Below are 14747 nucleotides of genomic sequence, written 5' to 3' on the forward strand. Positions count from 1 at the left end.
GGGGATGTGAAACCCTCGGCCGCCGGCTACTTGCCCAGCCGGTCCTTCACGAAACTCAGCGCCACCGACAGCCCGTCCGGGGAAATGCCGTGGCCGGTGCCCATCATCACATGGCCATAGACGGTGAAGCCCGCTGTCTCCAAGGCCTCGCCGGCCAGTTGCATGTCCTGGAAGGGCACCATCTGGTCCTGGTCGCCATGCAGCAGCAGGACCGGCGGCTTGACCCTGGCCTCGGTCGCCAGCAGCTCGGGCGCCAGCAGCCGGCCGGAAAAGCCGATGATGCCTGCAACCGGCTTGTCGCGGCGCGGCAGCACGTGCAGCGCCATCATCGTGCCCTGCGAAAAGCCCACAACGACCATCCGGTCCGCCGTCAGCCCCTCGTCGGCCAGCACCTTGTCAAGCCAGGCGTCCAGCAGCCCGATCGACCGGCCCATCGATTCCCGGGCCTGCGCCTCGGTCGAGCCGTCGAGCCAGGGGATCGGAAACCACTGGAAGCCGAAGGGATTGTTGATGCTGCGTTCCGGCGCGTCCGGGGCATGGAAGGCCACGCCCGGCAGATGCGCCGACAGGGGATCGGCCAGGCCCAGCAGGTCGGCCCCATCCGCGCCATAGCCGTGCAGGAACACGACAACTGCATCGGCTTTGGCAGGACCCTTGCGGGCAGATTTCAGAACGGTCATGTCAGTCCCTCGCGGCCTTTGGCCTTCAGGTAATAGGCCCACAGCCCCCGCGCTGCAACCGCGCGCCAGGGCTGCCAGGGCTCGGCCATGCGGCGCAACCTGGCGGCGGTCGGGCGGTTGTCCAGCCCATACATCAGCCGCGCGCCTTCCTGCAGGGCCAGATCGCCCGCGGCCAGGACATCGGCCCGGCCAAGCGCCATCATCAGATAGATCTCGGCCGTCCAGGCGCCGATGCCGGGCAGGGCGGTCAGGGTGGCTCGCGCGGTGTCGTCGTCCAGGCCGCGCAAGCCGTCCCAGTCCAGACCTGCGGCCGCGATGCCCTTCAGGCAGCGGATCTTGGGCCGCGACAGGCCCATCGCGCGCAGCCTGTCCTCCGGCGCGGCGGCCATGGCCTCGGGCGTCATCAGCCCCGCCGCCCCTAGCCGCCCCGAGATCGCCGCCGCCGCCGTGATCGAGATCAACTGCCCTACCACCGCATCGGCCAAGGCGGCAAATCCGTCCTCTCGCCGCAGCAAGGGCAGGGGGCCAAGGCCGGGCAGGACGCGTGCCCAGGCAGGGCAGGCCGCAGCCAGCCAGGCCGCGCCTTCCTCGAGGTCGGCCTGGCTGCGGATCAGGCGTGCCGCCTCAGTCACGGTCCACTGCGGCTTCCAGCTTCAACCGGGTTTCCCACGCCATGGAGATATGCTGCCTCAAGGCCTTGTCCGCCGCCGTCCCATCGCCCGCCGCGATCGCCTCGACGATCCGCCTGTGCTCGGCCAGGGCGGTTTCGCTGCGTCCCTCGGCGGCCAGCGAGGTGCGCGCCATCAGCGCCATCGACCGATGCACAAGGTCAAGCTGCTGGACCAGATAGCGGTTGTGGGACGCCAGGTGGATCTGGTGGTGGAAGCGCTTGTTGGCGCGGGCAAGCGCCTCGGGGTCGCGCACGGCCTTCTGGTCGTCCTCGACCATCTGGGCCAGTACGCGCACTTCCTCGGGCGTGGCATGGCGGGCGGCCAGGCGGGCGGCCAGGGCCTCCAGTTCGGCGCGCACCGTGTAAAGTTCGGCCAGCTGGTTGTGGTCCAGTGATGCGATGATCAGGCTGCGCCCGTCGCGCACCAGCATGGCCTGGGTTTCCAGGCGTTGCAGCGCCTCGCGCACGGGGGTGCGGCTGACGCCGAACCGTTCGGCCAGTTCCGATTCGACCAGCCGGTCGCCGGGGCGATAGGTGCCGGCTTCGATCGCGGCCAGGATCAGGGAATATGCGTCCTTCATGGCGGCCACGATTGGCCGCGCCGCAGCGGATTGCAAGCACGGCCTTGCCGGTTTATCCGGCAGCCATGGACTTCGCGCATGTCGACACCTGGATCTTCGATCTGGACAACACGCTCTACCCGCCGGAAATGGCGCTGTTCCCGCAGATCGAATCGCGGATGACGGATTACGTCATGCGCACGCTGGCAGTCGAACGCGATGCCGCCGACCAGATGCGGCGCGACTGGTGGATGCGTCACGGGACCACGCTGGCGGGGCTGATGGCCGAACATGCCATCGATCCGGTGGCCTATCTGGACGATGTCCACGACATCGACTTCGCGCCCCTGCTGCCCGCCCCCGACCTGGCTGCGGCCATTGCCGCGCTGCCGGGCCGCAAGCTGGTCCACACCAATGCCGATGCCGCCTATGCGGTGAAGGTGCTGCGCGCGCGGGGATTAGGCGTGGTCGATGACGACGTGCCCGCGCCCCTCTTCGAGGCGATCTATGGCATCGCCGAAACCCATTTCCACCCCAAGCCCATGCGCGAGGCCTTCGAGGCCGTGATCGGCCTTGCGGGGATCGACCCCACCCGCGCCGCCTTTTTCGAGGATGACCCCCGCAATCTTGCCGTTCCCCATGAGCTGGGGATGCGCACGATCCTCGTCGGACCGGGGCGGCACGGGCCGGATCCGATGCCGGGCGCGGTGCCCGCCCATGTGGATCACCACATCCACGACCTGACGGGTTTCCTGCGCCAGATTGCCCCGGGCCGCTGATTGCGCCACAATCCGGCAGGACGCGCGCCAACCCATAGGTTTGTCATGACCCATACAGCCGACAATGGCGGAAATCGCCTGACTTTTCTGGTCCTTGCCCTGCTTCTGGTGGTGGTCGCGATCGCCGTCCTGGCCGTCGCCACCTTCGGCCTGCCGGTGCTGGGCCTGCTGGGGCTGCTGCTGACGGTGGTCGTTTTCGCCGTGATGCTGCTGTTCACGGCCGGCAACTAGGCGCGGCATATGATCGCAGGCGAAATCCATCAGACCGACGTCCTTGTGTCAGGCGGCGGCATTGCCGGGCTGGTCGCGGCAGCCGCCTTCGGGGCGCAGGGATTTTCGGTCCTTTGCGTCGATCCCGCCCCGCCGGTGACGGATGAAGGGGCCGACGGCGCCGATCTGCGCACCACGGCCTTCCTGACGCCCTCGGTCGCGCTTTTGCGGCGGATCGGGCTGTGGGACAGGCTGGCGCCCCATGCCACGCCCCTTCAGGTGATGCGGATCGTCGATGCGGGCGGCGCCCAGCCTGTAGCGCGCCTGATCCGCGACTTCGACGCCTCCGAGATCGGCGACCAGCCCTTTGGCTGGAACCTGCCCAACTGGCTCCTGCGGCGAGAGATTTCCGCCCGCCTGGCCGAGATGGACAATGTCCGCTTCCAGCCCGGCACCGGCACGGCCGGCGTCGTGACCCGCGACGAAGGCGCCATCGTGACCCTGTCGGACGGGCGGCGCATCCGCGCCCGGCTTCTGGTCGGCGCGGACGGGCGCAATTCGCCGGTCCGGCAGGCGCTTGGCATCGGCGTGCGGACCTTCCGCTATGGCCAGAAGGCCCTGGCATTCGCCGTCACGCATGAGGTGCCCCACCACAATGTCTCGACCGAGGTTCACCGATCCGGCGGGCCCTTCACCTTGGTCCCGCTGCCCGACCGTGAAGGCAAGCCCTGTTCGGCGGTGGTCTGGATGGAAAGCGGAGGCGAGGTCGCCCGCCTTGCCGCCTTGTCGCCAGACGCATTCGAGGCCGAACTGAACGCCCGGTCCGCTGGCGTGCTGGGCCATCTGACGCTTGCCACGCGCCTGACCCAATGGCCGATCATCAGCCAGATCGCCCATCGCTTCACCGGCCCCCGCACAGCCCTGATCGCCGAGGCCGCCCATGTCGTCCCGCCCATCGGCGCGCAGGGGCTGAACATGAGCCTTGCGGACCTGTCGGCCCTTCTTGACCTGTCGGGGGACGAGCCGGGCCATCCCGACGGCCTTGCGGCCTACGACCGCGCCCGCCGACCCGAGGCCTATGCCCGGCTGCTGGGCATCGACGCGCTGAACCGTGCAAGCCAGACCGGCATCCGCCCGCTGCGCGACCTGCGCGCGGCGGCGCTTGGGGGGCTTTACGGCATTGCCCCGGTGCGGCGGCTGATGATGCGGGCCGGTCTGGGGATGCGCTGACGGGGAACGCTGCCGCGCATTGCAGCGTTCGCCCTGACCGCAGAACCCTGACCGGAGGCACCGATGTCCGACAGCGACGTGATCGACCGCATCTGGACCATTGCCGACAAGCTGGACCCCTGCATGTTCGTGACCCGCGATGGCGACGGCCAGCGTGTCCGCCCCGTCTATGCCCGCGTTCGGCGCGACGAAGGCGCGATCTATGTCCTGTCCGACAGCAAGGGCTGCAAGCTGGACCAGATCGAGGCATATCCCCATGTCTCGCTGGCCTTTTCGGATGAACGCGCGAATGATTACGTCGTGATCAACGGCGTGGCCGAGGCCCGCCACGATCCGGAAAAGGCCCGCGATGTCTGGCGCTTCAGCGACGAGACGTTTTTCAAGTCGCCCGACAATCCCGACCTGCGTGTCATCACCGTCCGGCCCGTTTCGGCCGAGTTGTGGGACGGCAGCAACCTGCTGATCTCGGGCGCCAAGCTTCTGGCAGAGCGCCTGCTGGGCGCCAAGACCCAGCTTGTGGAAAACGCCCGGATCGACCGGCTGCAACCTTGATCCACCGCGCCCGCACCCGTATCTAGGGTGCCAGAGGACGACCTCCCCTTGACGGGCGATCATGCCGGGACGGCCCGGCCAGCATGAGGTTGTCATGGCCTGGTTCTATCTTGTTCTCGCCGGTCTTCTGGAAATCGTCTGGGCCGTCGCGATGAAGCAATCCGCGGGCTTCACGCGCCCCTTGCCCACGGCCGTCATGATTGTCGGCATGGTCGCGTCCTTCTGGCTGCTGGCGGTGGCGATGCGGACGCTGCCGCTGGGCACCTCTTACACCGTCTGGGTGGGCATCGGCGCGGTCGGCGCCTTTCTTCTGGGCATCGTGCTGTTCGGCGAACCGGCCACGCCCGCCCGCGTCGCGGCCGCCGCCCTGATCCTTGCCGGCATCATCACGATGAAACTTGCCTCATAAGGGCGTAAACGATCCCAAAACGCACGCATTCGGCAATTTCCTTCCGTTGCCAAGGATGTTAAACCTCCTCGCCAGCCAAAGGAGTCTTCGCCATGCCCGCCTATCGTTCCCGCACCACCACCCACGGCCGCAACATGGCGGGCGCGCGCGGCCTGTGGCGGGCTACGGGGGTGAAGGACAGCGACTTCGGCAAGCCGATCATCGCCATCGTCAACAGCTTCACCCAGTTCGTGCCGGGCCATGTCCACCTGAAGGACCTGGGCCAGCTTGTCGCGCGCGAGGTCGAGGCGGCGGGTGGCATCGCCAAGGAATTCAACACCATCGCGGTCGATGACGGCATCGCCATGGGCCATGACGGGATGCTGTATTCCTTGCCCTCGCGCGAGATCATCGCGGACAGCGTGGAATACATGGTCAACGCCCATTGCGCCGATGCGATGGTCTGCATTTCCAACTGCGACAAGATCACGCCGGGGATGCTGATGGCCGCGCTGCGGCTGAACATCCCCGTCGTCTTCGTGTCCGGCGGCCCGATGGAGGCCGGCAAGGTCGTGCTGGAAGACGGCAAGGTCAAGGCGCTGGATCTGGTCGATGCCATGGTCGCCGCCGCCGACGACCGCATCTCGGACGCCGAGGTCGAGGTGATCGAACGCTCGGCCTGCCCGACCTGTGGGTCATGCTCGGGCATGTTCACCGCCAATTCGATGAACTGCCTGACCGAGGCGCTTGGCCTGGCCCTGCCGGGCAACGGATCCACCCTGGCGACCCATGCCGACCGCAAGCGCCTGTTCGTCGAGGCGGGCCACCTGATCGTGGACCTTGCCCGCCGTTACTACGAAGGCGACGATGCCTCCGTCCTGCCGCGTTCCATCGCCAGCTTCGAGGCGTTCGAGAACGCGATGACGCTGGACATCGCCATGGGCGGGTCCACCAACACGGTGCTGCACCTGCTGGCCGCAGCCCATGAAGGCGGCATCGACTTCACCATGTCCGATATCGACCGCCTGTCGCGGCGCGTGCCGGTGCTGTGCAAGGTCGCGCCCGCCAAGGACGACGTGCATATGGAGGATGTCCACCGCGCGGGCGGCATCATGGGCATCCTGGGCGAGCTGGACCGCGCGGGCCTGCTGCACACCAACGTGGGCAGCGTCCATGCCGGGTCGCTGGCCGAGGCGCTGGACCGCTGGGACGTGGTGCGCACCGACGCGGCCACGGTCCACGACTTCTATCGCGCGGCGCCGGGTGGGGTGCCCACGCAGGTCGCCTTCTCTCAGGAGCGTCGTTACGATTCGGTCGATACCGACCGCAAGACCGGGGTGATCCGCGCGGCCGAACACGCCTTTTCGCAGGATGGCGGCTTGGCGGTGCTTTATGGCAACCTAGCCGAGGACGGCTGCATCGTGAAGACGGCGGGCGTGGACGAATCCATCCTGAAGTTCGAGGGCCCGGCCCATATCTTCGAAAGCCAGGACGACAGTGTCAGCGCCATCCTGACCGGCAAGGTCAAGCCCGGCGAGGTCGTCCTGATCCGCTATGAAGGCCCGCGCGGCGGGCCGGGGATGCAGGAAATGCTGTATCCGACCAGCTATCTGAAATCCAAGGGCCTGGGGAAAGCCTGCGCGCTTGTGACAGACGGTCGTTTTTCGGGCGGGTCTTCGGGGCTGTCGATCGGCCATGTCTCGCCCGAGGCGGCCGAGGGCGGCACCATCGGCCTGGTCGAACAGGGCGACCGGATCGTGATCGACATCCCGAACCGGGTGATCCACCTGGACGTCGACGACGCGACGCTGGCCGCACGCCGCGCAAAACGCGACGCCGAGGGCTGGAAGCCCGCCAAGCCGCGCCAGCGTCAGGTGTCCACCGCGCTGAAAGCCTATGCCGCCATGACCACCAGTGCCGCGCGCGGCGCGGTGCGCGTGATCCCCGAGTAACGGCCAGCCTGCGATCCAGATGGTTCGCAGGCGACGCCGGGGCGCTTATGCCGCCCCGGCCATCTGCCGCGCCATCAGCAGCGCGCCGTCCACCCCCGACCCAAGCGCCGGCCGCTGGGGCCATTGCGTCAGTTGCGCCGCATAGGCCGGGCCGAGCCCGCCCAGGAAGACCACCGGCAGCGGCGCATCCCCCTGCAGCACGGTCAGGATGTGGCGGACCTCGGCCACCGCGGCATCGAAGACCTGCCGCGCCGCAGGGTCGTCGCCGGTGACGATGCGCGGGGCCAGCCGGGCAAAGTCGGCGGGGGCGGCGCTGTTGCCAAAGCGGATGATCCCCTCGATCCCTCCGAACTCCTCGAGCACCTGTTGCAGCAGGGGGGTCATGGCGGCAAAGCCGTCCTCGGCCCGGATCGCCAGCGACAGAAGCGAGCGGCCCAGCACCGCGCCGGACCCTTCATCGCCCATCAGGAAACCGCGCCCGCCGACCTGCCGCAGATCGCCGCCGCGCTGCACGGCAAAGACCGATCCCGTGCCGATCGCGGCCAGGATGCCGTCGCCCGCGCCAAGCGCCCCCCGCGCCGCCGTCACCGCGTCGTTGACGATCTGCATCCGGGCAAAGGGCAGCAGCCCCGCCAGCCGCTCGGTCGCAGCCGCCATCGTGCCGCCGGCAAGGCCAAGGGTCGCAATCAGGTCGCGGGGATCGGCGCCGGTGCCTTCCAGGGCTTCGGCCGTCGCGGCAAGGATATTCACCGCAGCGCCTTCGACATCTGTGTTGATATTGGCCGGACCGGCCCGGCCCTGGCCGATGATCCGGCCATCCGCATCCGCCAAGGCCGCGCGGCATCCGGTGCCGCCGCCGTCGATTCCCAGAAAGAACGCCATCCGCTGTCCCCCGCTTGCAGGACAGGTTCTAGCTGCGTTCGTCCGATCCGAACAGACCGCGCAAGCCCCGCGTCACCAGGTTGCCGACCTTGGGCCGAGGCTGGGCCAGGAAGGGCAGGGGGCGGCAGACCTCCATCGCGGCGATGCCGACGCGGGCGGTCAGGGCGCCGTTGACCACGCCCTCTCCAAAGCGGCGGGAAACCTTGGACAGGATCCCGCCCCCGGCTACCGTTTCGATCAGATCGTCGCCCGCCGCGACAGCGCCGGTGGCGACCAGGTGGGTCATGACCGTTCGCGCCAGACGCCAGCCGCCGACAGCGCCGGCGCGGCCTCCATATATTTCGGCCATGCGGCGGATCATCCGCAGGTTCGCGGCAAGGGCGGCGGCAACATCGGCCAGGGCCAGCGGGATCAGCGCGGTGGCGGTGGCGACCGTGCGGGCCGCGGCCTCGATCTCTCGCCGCGCGTCCTGGTCAAGACTGGCCAGCAGTTCCGTTTCCGCCATGGTCAGCAAGGTGCGGGCGTCGAAGGCATCGCCGCGATTGTCGGCCAGCCGCTTGCGGTTCCATTCTAGTTCCGGCCGGTCGCGATACAGCGCCAGAAGGTCGTCGGCCACGGCGCGGGCCTTGTCCATGCTGTCCTCGGCAAGCGCCGCGCCCGCCCGCCGCTGGATCGCGTCGATGCGCGCGAACCGCGCCCAGGCCCGGTATTCGCGCCAGGCCATGCCAAGCGCGGCCAGCGTGAACAGCGCAAACAGCGCCACCCCGATCCAGCCCAGCACCGGATAGCGGTTCAACAGGTCGTTGATGAAGTTCAGCGCGGCAATGGACAGAAGAAAGGTGAACAGCGCCACGCCCGAATTGATGAAGAAGCGCGTCAGCTTCGACGGGGGGCGCCCGACAAGGCGCGTCACCATCTCCATCGTGCGGGGGCGGGGCAGCAGCGGATCGGCCGCGTCGATGGGTGGGGCATCGGCGGGGTTCAGCGCCTCGGGCCGGGTTTCCTCGGCCGGGGCAGAGCGGGCTTCTGCGGGCTTGGGCGCGTCCAGTTCGATCAGGACGGGGCCACGGGTGCGGGGGCTATCGCTCACAGCCGGTCTCCGATCAGGAAGTCTGCGGCGCGGTCCAGCCGGATATGCGGGGGCCCGTCGCCGGGCCGCGCGGTCATGGGGGCGGGGGCGAAGTTCATGATCGCGTAATCGCCGTCCAGCCAGTCCTGCGCCCCGTCGCGGGCCGGATGCAGCAGGGCGGCGGGGTCGGCGGGAAGCTCGCCCGGATAGAAGGCCGCCTGACGCCCGTCCATCAGCCGGCCGCGCACGGCGGGCAGTTCCTCGCCGTTCTGGCGGATCGTGTCCTCGGTCGTGGCGCGCAGGGCGGCGACGGACATGGCCTCGGTCCGGGCGCCGCTGAAATCGGCGCGGTCGCGCGCTTCTCGCAGCATGGCGGACAGGATCGCGGTCAGGCGGTTGTGCTGGATGTGGTGCAGGTGGTCGGCCTTGGTCGCGGCGAACAGGATGCGTTCCACCCGCCGCGTGCCCAGAAGCTGGGACAGCCAGCCCGCGCGGCCGGGGCGGAAGGCGGTCAGGATATCGGCCATGGCACGGCGCATGTCCTCGACCGCGCGGGGGCCCTGGTGGATGGCGCCCAAGACATCCACCAGCACCACCTGCCGGTCGATGCGGGCGAAATGTTCGCGGAAGAAGGGCTTCACCACCCGTGACTTGTAGGCGTCGAAGCGGCGGCGGAATTCCTTGTGCAGCCGCCCGTCCGCGAAAGAGGCGGGCAGGGGCGCGAAGGTCAGCGCGGGCGATCCCTCCATCTCTCCGGGGATCAGGAACCGGCCGGGGGTGCAGTCGGACCAGCCTGCCTCGCGCGCGGCGTGAAGATGGGCGGTATAGGTCGCGGCCAGCATCTGGGCCGTCGGTTCGTCGAAGCTGTCGCCGTCAAGGCCGGCCAGGGCCGCCTGATAATCGTCGGCGCCGGGGCGGCCTTCCATGCGGTCCAGAACCTCGGCCGACCATTCCGAAAAGTCCCGCTCCATCAGGCGCAGGTCCAGAAGCCATTCGCCAGGATAATCGACGATGTCCAGATGCACGGTGCGCGGGCCGGTCAGACCCCCCAGCAGGCCCTTGCCGTCCAGCCGCAGAGACAGGCGCAACTGGCTGACATGGCGCGTGCCTTCGGGCCAATGGGGGGCTGCGCCGGTCAGGGCCGCCAGGTGGCGTTCGAAGTCAAAGCGGGGCACGGTGTCGTCGGGCTGGGGTTGCAGCCAAGCCGCCTTGATGCTGCCGTCGGCTGCGGCGCGCAGCGAATGCATCCGCCCCCGGTCCATCAGGTTGGCGACCAGCGACGTGATGAACACGGTCTTGCCCGCCCGCGACAGGCCCGTGACCCCCAGCCGGATCACCGGATCGCCCAGGCCGATGCCTGCCATCAATGTGCTGCCGATACCCATTCCGCCTGCCTGTGTCTTGCCGTCTTTTCCGGAAGATAGGCTCCGGGATGGGGTTTGAATAGGGCGGCGGGCCGGGGTTCCGCTTGGCCCGCCGTTGCGACATAACGCGGCCATGCCCGATCGGTTGCCTATCAACGATGTTCTTGCCCCGCTGTGCGATGCGCTTGCCGCGCATGGCCGGGCGGTGCTTGTGGCCCCGCCCGGCGCGGGCAAGACCACGCGCGTGCCGCTGGCGCTGCTGGACCGGGTCGCGGGCAGGATCGTGATGCTGGAGCCCCGGCGGCTGGCCGCACGGGCCGCGGCCGAGCGGCTGGCGGAACAGTTGGGCGAGGCCGTGGGCACGCGCGTCGGTTACCGGATGCGCGGCGAATCGGTGCCGGGCAGCCGGATCGAGGTGGTGACCGAGGGGATCCTGACGCGGATGATCCAGTCCGACCCCTCGCTGGACGGCATCGGCTGCGTGATCTTCGACGAATTCCACGAACGCAACCTGAACGCGGACCTGGGCCTGGCCCTGGTGTGGGAGGCGAAGGGTGCCCTGCGCGAGGATCTGGCGGTGCTGGTCATGTCCGCCACGCTGGAGGCCGAGCCGGTGGCCGCCCTTCTGGACGACGCCCCGGTGATCCGGTCCGAAGGCCGTGCCTTTCCGGTCGAGACCCGCTGGCTGCCCCGCCCGCTGCCTGCCGGCGCGCGGCTGGTCGACGAAGCCGCGCGGTTGATTGCGCAAGCCGAAGCCGAAACGCGCGAGACCGGAGGCACGATCCTGGCCTTCCTGCCCGGCGAGGGAGAGATCCGCCGCGTCATGGCGCAGCTTGGCGATGGGTGCGAGGTGTTGCCGCTTTACGGTGCGCTGAAGCCTGCGGAACAGCGCGCGGCCCTTGCCCCGCCGGGCGCGCGGCGGCGGATCGTGCTGGCGACGGCGATCGCCGAAACCTCGCTGACCATCCCGGCGGTGCGGGTGGTGGTCGATGCGGGCCGGGCGCGGCGGGCGCGCTTCGATCCGGGCTCGGGGATGTCGCGGCTGGTGACGGAACGCGTCAGCCGGGCCGAGGCCGAGCAGCGCCGGGGCCGCGCGGGCCGCGTGGCGCCAGGCATCTGCTATCGCCTGTGGGCGCGGGCCGAGGAAGGCGCGCTGCCCGCCTTTGCCCCGCCCGAGATCGCCGTGGCCGACCTGGCGGGCCTTGCCCTGGAACTGGCCGCCTGGGGATCCGAGCCGGACGACCTGGCCTTCCTGACGCCACCGCCCGAAGGTGCCCTGGCCGAGGCGCGGGCATTGCTGCGGGGGCTTGAGGCCTTGGATGCTGGAGAGAGGATCACCGATCATGGGCGGGCGCTGGCGCGGTTGCCGCTGCATCCCCGGCTGGCACATATGCTGACGCTGGCGGGCCCGGATGCGGCCGATGTCGCGGCGCTGTTGTCGAACCGCGATCCGCTGCGGGGGGCGCCGGTCGATCTGTCCCTGCGGCTGTCGGCGCTGCGCGATCCCAAGGCTTTTGCTGCCCGTCATCCGTTCGAGGCGAACCGGGCAGTCGTCCAGCAGATCCGCGACGAGGCTGCGCGGCTGAGGCGGCTGGTTGCGTCCCGCGACTGCCGGGGGGCCAGCCCCCCGGTCCCCCTAGGATATTTGCGTGAAGAAGAACTGGGCGGCATCGTCTCGCTGGCCTATCCCGATAGGATCGGTCTGCGCCGCAAGGGGGACGAGCCGCGCTTCGTGCTGTCGGGCGGCAAGGGTGCGGTGATGGAGGGGAGCGACCCGATGGCCGCGCAGCGGCTGATCGTGGCCGTTGATCTGGACGGTGACGGACGCGAAGCCCGCATCCGCATGGCGGCACGGCTGGATGAGTCCAGCCTGCGCGACTTGCATGGCGACAGGATCGAAGCGGCCGGGATCTGCGAATGGTCGCGGCGCGAGGGGCGCGTGCTGGCTCGGGTGCAGGAACGACTGGGAGCCTTGGTCCTGTCGGATCGGGCCTGGCCCGAAGTCCCGGAAGAAGCTGTCGCCCGGGCCGCCCTGGAAGGGCTGCGGCTGGACGGGCTGACCTGGAGCGCGGCTGCGGCACGGTTGCGGGCGCGGATCGCGCTGTTGCCGGATCTGGGGCCGGTGGACGATGCAAGCCTTCTGGCCGACGCGGACTGGCTGCTGCCCTTGCTGGGCCGGGCGCGGACACTGGCCGATCTGCGCGGGCTGGATCTGGTCGAGCCCCTGAAGGCGCGCATCGGCTGGGACGGCCAGCAGCGGCTGGACCGCGAGGTTCCGGCGCATTTCGTCACGCCCCTGGGCCGCAAGGTGCCGATCGACTATGACCACGAACAGCCCTCGATCGAGCTGCGCCTGCAGGAATTGTTCGGCGTGACGCGCCACCCGGTCGTGGGCGGGCGGCCCTTGCGGATCAGCCTGCTGTCGCCGGGCGGCAAGCCCGTGCAGGTGACGACGGACCTGCCGGGCTTCTGGGCGTCATCCTATGCCGATGTCAGAAAGGACATGCGCGGCCGCTATCCCCGACACCCCTGGCCCGAGGACCCGCGAGAGGCCGATCCCACCACGCGGGCCAAGCCGCGCGGAACCTAGTCCACCGACCGGATCAGCGCCTTGTCCAGCACCCGCAGAACCTGGGCCAGGTCATGCCCGCGCTTCAGGATCCGCCCGTCCATGCCGATCACGGAATAGGCGCCCTGGGCCGCGCGCAGGCGGGGGCGCTTCTCGATCCGGTAAAGCGGGTGTTCGGTCGCGCGGCGGAAGACGCTGAAGACGGCCGCGTCGCGCAGGAAGGACATGGCATAGTCGCGCCATTCGCCCGCCGCGACGAAGCGGCCATAGACCGACAGGATCAGCGACAGTTCCGCACGGTCAAAGACGACGCGATCGGGATCGGCTTGAAACGGCGGGCCGGCATTCATCATGTCAGGATGGTGACACCCGCCGCGCCGCAAGGCAATGGCGAAAAGGGCGGCGCCTTGCCGCCCTTGCCTGGGTCAGTAGCAGCTGACTTTCTCGATCAAGCCGGTGCGGCCGTATTCGATGTTCAGACGCTCGGGCCGGAAATCCGAGGTGACGGCATCGTCCGGTCCGATCTGGCGGGTGCCGATCGGGAAGGTCATGGCCGTCAGGACGGATACCGGCTGGCCCACAAGCCCCTGGTAGGCCGAGGCCCGGCAGTCGTCGGGGGGCGTGTCGGGCAGGGGCTCGACCGGCACCGGCTCGCAGGCGGCAAGGATGGCGGTGGCGGTCAGGGCAAGGATAAGGCTTCTGGCAGTCATGGCGTCACCCGCAATCGACATTGGTGATGGTTCCGGCCGCATCCAGGCGGAAGACGATCCGGTTGGGGTCATAGTCCTGCGGCTCGATCCCGCGATATTCGACCACGCGATAGTCCTTGGTGATGCCAAGGGTCGGGATCACGCTGCCCGGCTGGCCGACCGACGAGCCATAGTTCTTGGTCGCGCCGCACAGGTCGGGCTTGCGTTCGGTCAGGCCCGACACGCCAAGCGCGGGCGTGGGCGCGGGGGGCACATAGGCCACCGGCGCGGGTTCGGGGATCGGCGCCGGAACCGGGGCCGGGGCCATGCAGGCCGATACCAGGCTGGCAGCGGCAAGCGGCAGCAGAATCGTGATAATCTTCATGATCGTCGATATTCCCTCGGGAGCGCCCGTCTGTCGCGGGCTTGGCTTGCGGATGATACAGGCCGCGCCCTGCCTTGAGAAGGCGTCGCGGCCGTCACGTTTGCATCATTGCCCGCCGGCGCGGCGGCGGCGTTCGGGCGGGCTGGCCGGCATGAAGGCCCGGAGGAACAGCTGCGCGGCCGAGCGCGCCACCACATCGGTATCGGCCTTGGCCATCCTTGACCGGGGATCGAACAGAAGGCCGTCCACAATGCCCGAAAGGGACAGCGCGACAAGCTGGCGCGTGGCAAGGCCCGTGTCCTCGATCGCAAGCTGCCCGCTTTGTGCCCAGCGATCCAGGTGGGGCTGGACCGCGTCCTGGATGATCCGCACCAGCCGGTCCCGCCCGCCCCCCGGCGGGGTGCCGCAGCGGCCCGCCTCGGCCAGGTGAAGACGAAGGAAGTTGATGCGCGCGGGATCCGCCATCCATGCGGCAATTGCGGCGATGATCAGGGGCAGGGCTTGGTCGGGGGACAGATCCGTGTCGATGTCCAGGGCAAAGCCATCCTCGAGGCGGGCCGCTTCTGCGCGCATGGCTTCCTGGAACATGGCCGTCTTGTCCGGGAAATAGCTGTAGAGCGTCGCCTTGGACACCTGCGCCTCGGCCGCGATGTCATCGACGCTTGCCCCGGCGAACCCGTCGCGCAGAAAGATCGCGGTGGCGCCGCGAATGACCTGATCAAACTTGCGGCCTGGACTAACCGCCTGACATTTGGCCATCTTTTATCC

The 14747-nt window shown here is 69.1% G+C and carries 17 protein-coding genes; 7 read left to right on the forward strand and 10 right to left on the reverse strand.

Annotated features, from left to right (window positions below; translation table 11 throughout):
* Positions 1-26: 26 nt before the first annotated feature.
* Genes FIU66_RS02215 through FIU66_RS02225 form a run of 3 tightly spaced genes read right to left on the reverse strand, consistent with a single transcriptional unit; the run spans position 27 to position 1931 of the window.
* Complete coding sequence (locus FIU66_RS02215) at positions 27-680, reverse strand: alpha/beta hydrolase (RefSeq protein ID WP_167621192.1); 654 nt, start codon at positions 678-680, stop codon at positions 27-29.
* Positions 677-1312, reverse strand: a complete 636-nt coding sequence (locus FIU66_RS02220; protein WP_167621193.1) for a DNA-3-methyladenine glycosylase — start codon at positions 1310-1312, stop codon at positions 677-679. Before FIU66_RS02220 ends, FIU66_RS02215 begins: the two co-directional genes overlap by 4 nt.
* Positions 1305-1931 (reverse strand): GntR family transcriptional regulator, encoded by a 627-nt coding sequence (locus FIU66_RS02225; RefSeq protein ID WP_167621194.1) that lies wholly within the window; start codon positions 1929-1931, stop codon positions 1305-1307. Before FIU66_RS02225 ends, FIU66_RS02220 begins: the two co-directional genes overlap by 8 nt.
* Before the next feature lie 65 nt (positions 1932-1996).
* On the opposite strand from FIU66_RS02225, the gene FIU66_RS02230 reads away from it, so the two are divergent.
* The 6 genes from FIU66_RS02230 to ilvD all read left to right on the forward strand — a co-directional run bounded on the left by FIU66_RS02230 (position 1997) and on the right by ilvD (position 7021).
* Positions 1997-2689 carry a pyrimidine 5'-nucleotidase gene (locus FIU66_RS02230; RefSeq protein ID WP_167621195.1) on the forward strand — a complete coding sequence of 231 codons (693 nt, stop codon included), beginning with the start codon at positions 1997-1999 and terminating at the stop codon, positions 2687-2689.
* 45 nt (positions 2690-2734) lie between these two features.
* Complete coding sequence (locus FIU66_RS02235; RefSeq protein WP_167621196.1) at positions 2735-2920, forward strand: hypothetical protein; 186 nt, start codon at positions 2735-2737, stop codon at positions 2918-2920.
* Between the two features lie 9 nt (positions 2921-2929).
* Positions 2930-4129, forward strand: a complete 1200-nt coding sequence (locus FIU66_RS02240) for a UbiH/UbiF family hydroxylase (protein ID WP_167621197.1) — start codon at positions 2930-2932, stop codon at positions 4127-4129.
* Between the two features lie 63 nt (positions 4130-4192).
* Positions 4193-4681 (forward strand): pyridoxamine 5'-phosphate oxidase family protein, encoded by a 489-nt coding sequence (locus tag FIU66_RS02245; RefSeq protein WP_167621198.1) that lies wholly within the window; start codon positions 4193-4195, stop codon positions 4679-4681.
* A gap of 94 nt (positions 4682-4775) precedes the next feature.
* Positions 4776-5090, forward strand: a complete 315-nt coding sequence (locus FIU66_RS02250) for a multidrug efflux SMR transporter (protein WP_167623351.1) — start codon at positions 4776-4778, stop codon at positions 5088-5090.
* Between the two features lie 92 nt (positions 5091-5182).
* Positions 5183-7021, forward strand: a complete 1839-nt coding sequence (gene ilvD, locus FIU66_RS02255) for a dihydroxy-acid dehydratase (protein WP_167621199.1) — start codon at positions 5183-5185, stop codon at positions 7019-7021.
* A 45-nt stretch (positions 7022-7066) separates the two neighbouring features.
* Here the strand turns inward: ilvD and FIU66_RS02260 are convergent, their stop codons facing one another.
* The 3 genes from FIU66_RS02260 to FIU66_RS02270 are packed head-to-tail and all read right to left on the reverse strand — an operon-like array spanning position 7067 to position 10357.
* Positions 7067-7903, reverse strand: coding sequence for a BadF/BadG/BcrA/BcrD ATPase family protein (locus tag FIU66_RS02260; protein ID WP_167621200.1), 837 nt, complete (start codon positions 7901-7903; stop codon positions 7067-7069).
* A gap of 28 nt (positions 7904-7931) precedes the next feature.
* Entirely contained in the window at positions 7932-8993 is a 1062-nt protein-coding gene (locus FIU66_RS02265; RefSeq protein ID WP_167621201.1) for a YcjF family protein, read from the reverse strand.
* Positions 8990-10357: a YcjX family protein gene (locus FIU66_RS02270; protein WP_167621202.1), complete on the reverse strand. Its 1368-nt coding sequence runs from the start codon at positions 10355-10357 to the stop codon at positions 8990-8992. Before FIU66_RS02270 ends, FIU66_RS02265 begins: the two co-directional genes overlap by 4 nt.
* 112 nt (positions 10358-10469) lie before the next feature.
* On the opposite strand from FIU66_RS02270, the gene hrpB reads away from it, so the two are divergent.
* On the forward strand, positions 10470-12926 hold the full coding sequence (gene hrpB / locus FIU66_RS02275) for an ATP-dependent helicase HrpB (protein WP_167621203.1): 2457 nt from the start codon (positions 10470-10472) through the stop codon (positions 12924-12926).
* Here the strand turns inward: hrpB and FIU66_RS02280 are convergent.
* The 4 genes from FIU66_RS02280 to FIU66_RS02295 all read right to left on the reverse strand — a co-directional run bounded on the left by FIU66_RS02280 (position 12923) and on the right by FIU66_RS02295 (position 14738).
* Positions 12923-13255, reverse strand: coding sequence for a DUF2794 domain-containing protein (locus FIU66_RS02280; protein ID WP_167623352.1), 333 nt, complete (start codon positions 13253-13255; stop codon positions 12923-12925). The two genes, hrpB and FIU66_RS02280, sit on opposite strands and share 4 nt — an antisense overlap.
* Positions 13256-13330: 75 nt before the next feature.
* Positions 13331-13615 carry an I78 family peptidase inhibitor gene (locus FIU66_RS02285; RefSeq protein WP_167621204.1) on the reverse strand — a complete coding sequence of 95 codons (285 nt, stop codon included), beginning with the start codon at positions 13613-13615 and terminating at the stop codon, positions 13331-13333.
* Between the two features lie 4 nt (positions 13616-13619).
* Entirely contained in the window at positions 13620-13979 is a 360-nt protein-coding gene (locus FIU66_RS02290; protein ID WP_229849246.1) for a hypothetical protein, read from the reverse strand.
* 105 nt (positions 13980-14084) lie between these two features.
* Positions 14085-14738 carry a TetR/AcrR family transcriptional regulator gene (locus FIU66_RS02295; RefSeq protein ID WP_167621205.1) on the reverse strand — a complete coding sequence of 218 codons (654 nt, stop codon included), beginning with the start codon at positions 14736-14738 and terminating at the stop codon, positions 14085-14087.
* Positions 14739-14747 lie beyond the last annotated feature (9 nt).

Source organism: Paracoccus sp. AK26 (genome assembly GCF_011801365.1).
Classification (GTDB): domain Bacteria; phylum Pseudomonadota; class Alphaproteobacteria; order Rhodobacterales; family Rhodobacteraceae; genus Paracoccus; species Paracoccus aerius.

Bases quoted from the DNA above. Each gene is read 5' to 3' on its own strand.
- FIU66_RS02280 (WP_167623352.1), bottom strand. From the start codon at position 13,255: ATGAATGCCGGCCCGCCGTTTCAAGCCGATCCCGATCGCGTCGTCTTT.
- FIU66_RS02285 (WP_167621204.1), bottom strand. From the start codon at position 13,615: ATGACTGCCAGAAGCCTTATCCTTGCCCTGACCGCCACCGCCATCCTT.
- FIU66_RS02250 (WP_167623351.1), top strand. From the start codon at position 4,776: ATGGCCTGGTTCTATCTTGTTCTCGCCGGTCTTCTGGAAATCGTCTGG.
- FIU66_RS02270 (WP_167621202.1), bottom strand. From the start codon at position 10,357: ATGGGTATCGGCAGCACATTGATGGCAGGCATCGGCCTGGGCGATCCG.
- FIU66_RS02245 (WP_167621198.1), top strand. From the start codon at position 4,193: ATGTCCGACAGCGACGTGATCGACCGCATCTGGACCATTGCCGACAAG.
- FIU66_RS02295 (WP_167621205.1), bottom strand. From the start codon at position 14,738: ATGGCCAAATGTCAGGCGGTTAGTCCAGGCCGCAAGTTTGATCAGGTC.
- FIU66_RS02235 (WP_167621196.1), top strand. From the start codon at position 2,735: ATGACCCATACAGCCGACAATGGCGGAAATCGCCTGACTTTTCTGGTC.
- FIU66_RS02215 (WP_167621192.1), bottom strand. From the start codon at position 680: ATGACCGTTCTGAAATCTGCCCGCAAGGGTCCTGCCAAAGCCGATGCA.
- FIU66_RS02240 (WP_167621197.1), top strand. From the start codon at position 2,930: ATGATCGCAGGCGAAATCCATCAGACCGACGTCCTTGTGTCAGGCGGC.
- FIU66_RS02225 (WP_167621194.1), bottom strand. From the start codon at position 1,931: ATGAAGGACGCATATTCCCTGATCCTGGCCGCGATCGAAGCCGGCACC.
- FIU66_RS02290 (WP_229849246.1), bottom strand. From the start codon at position 13,979: ATGAAGATTATCACGATTCTGCTGCCGCTTGCCGCTGCCAGCCTGGTA.
- ilvD (WP_167621199.1), top strand. From the start codon at position 5,183: ATGCCCGCCTATCGTTCCCGCACCACCACCCACGGCCGCAACATGGCG.
- hrpB (WP_167621203.1), top strand. From the start codon at position 10,470: ATGCCCGATCGGTTGCCTATCAACGATGTTCTTGCCCCGCTGTGCGAT.
- FIU66_RS02230 (WP_167621195.1), top strand. From the start codon at position 1,997: ATGGACTTCGCGCATGTCGACACCTGGATCTTCGATCTGGACAACACG.
- FIU66_RS02260 (WP_167621200.1), bottom strand. From the start codon at position 7,903: ATGGCGTTCTTTCTGGGAATCGACGGCGGCGGCACCGGATGCCGCGCG.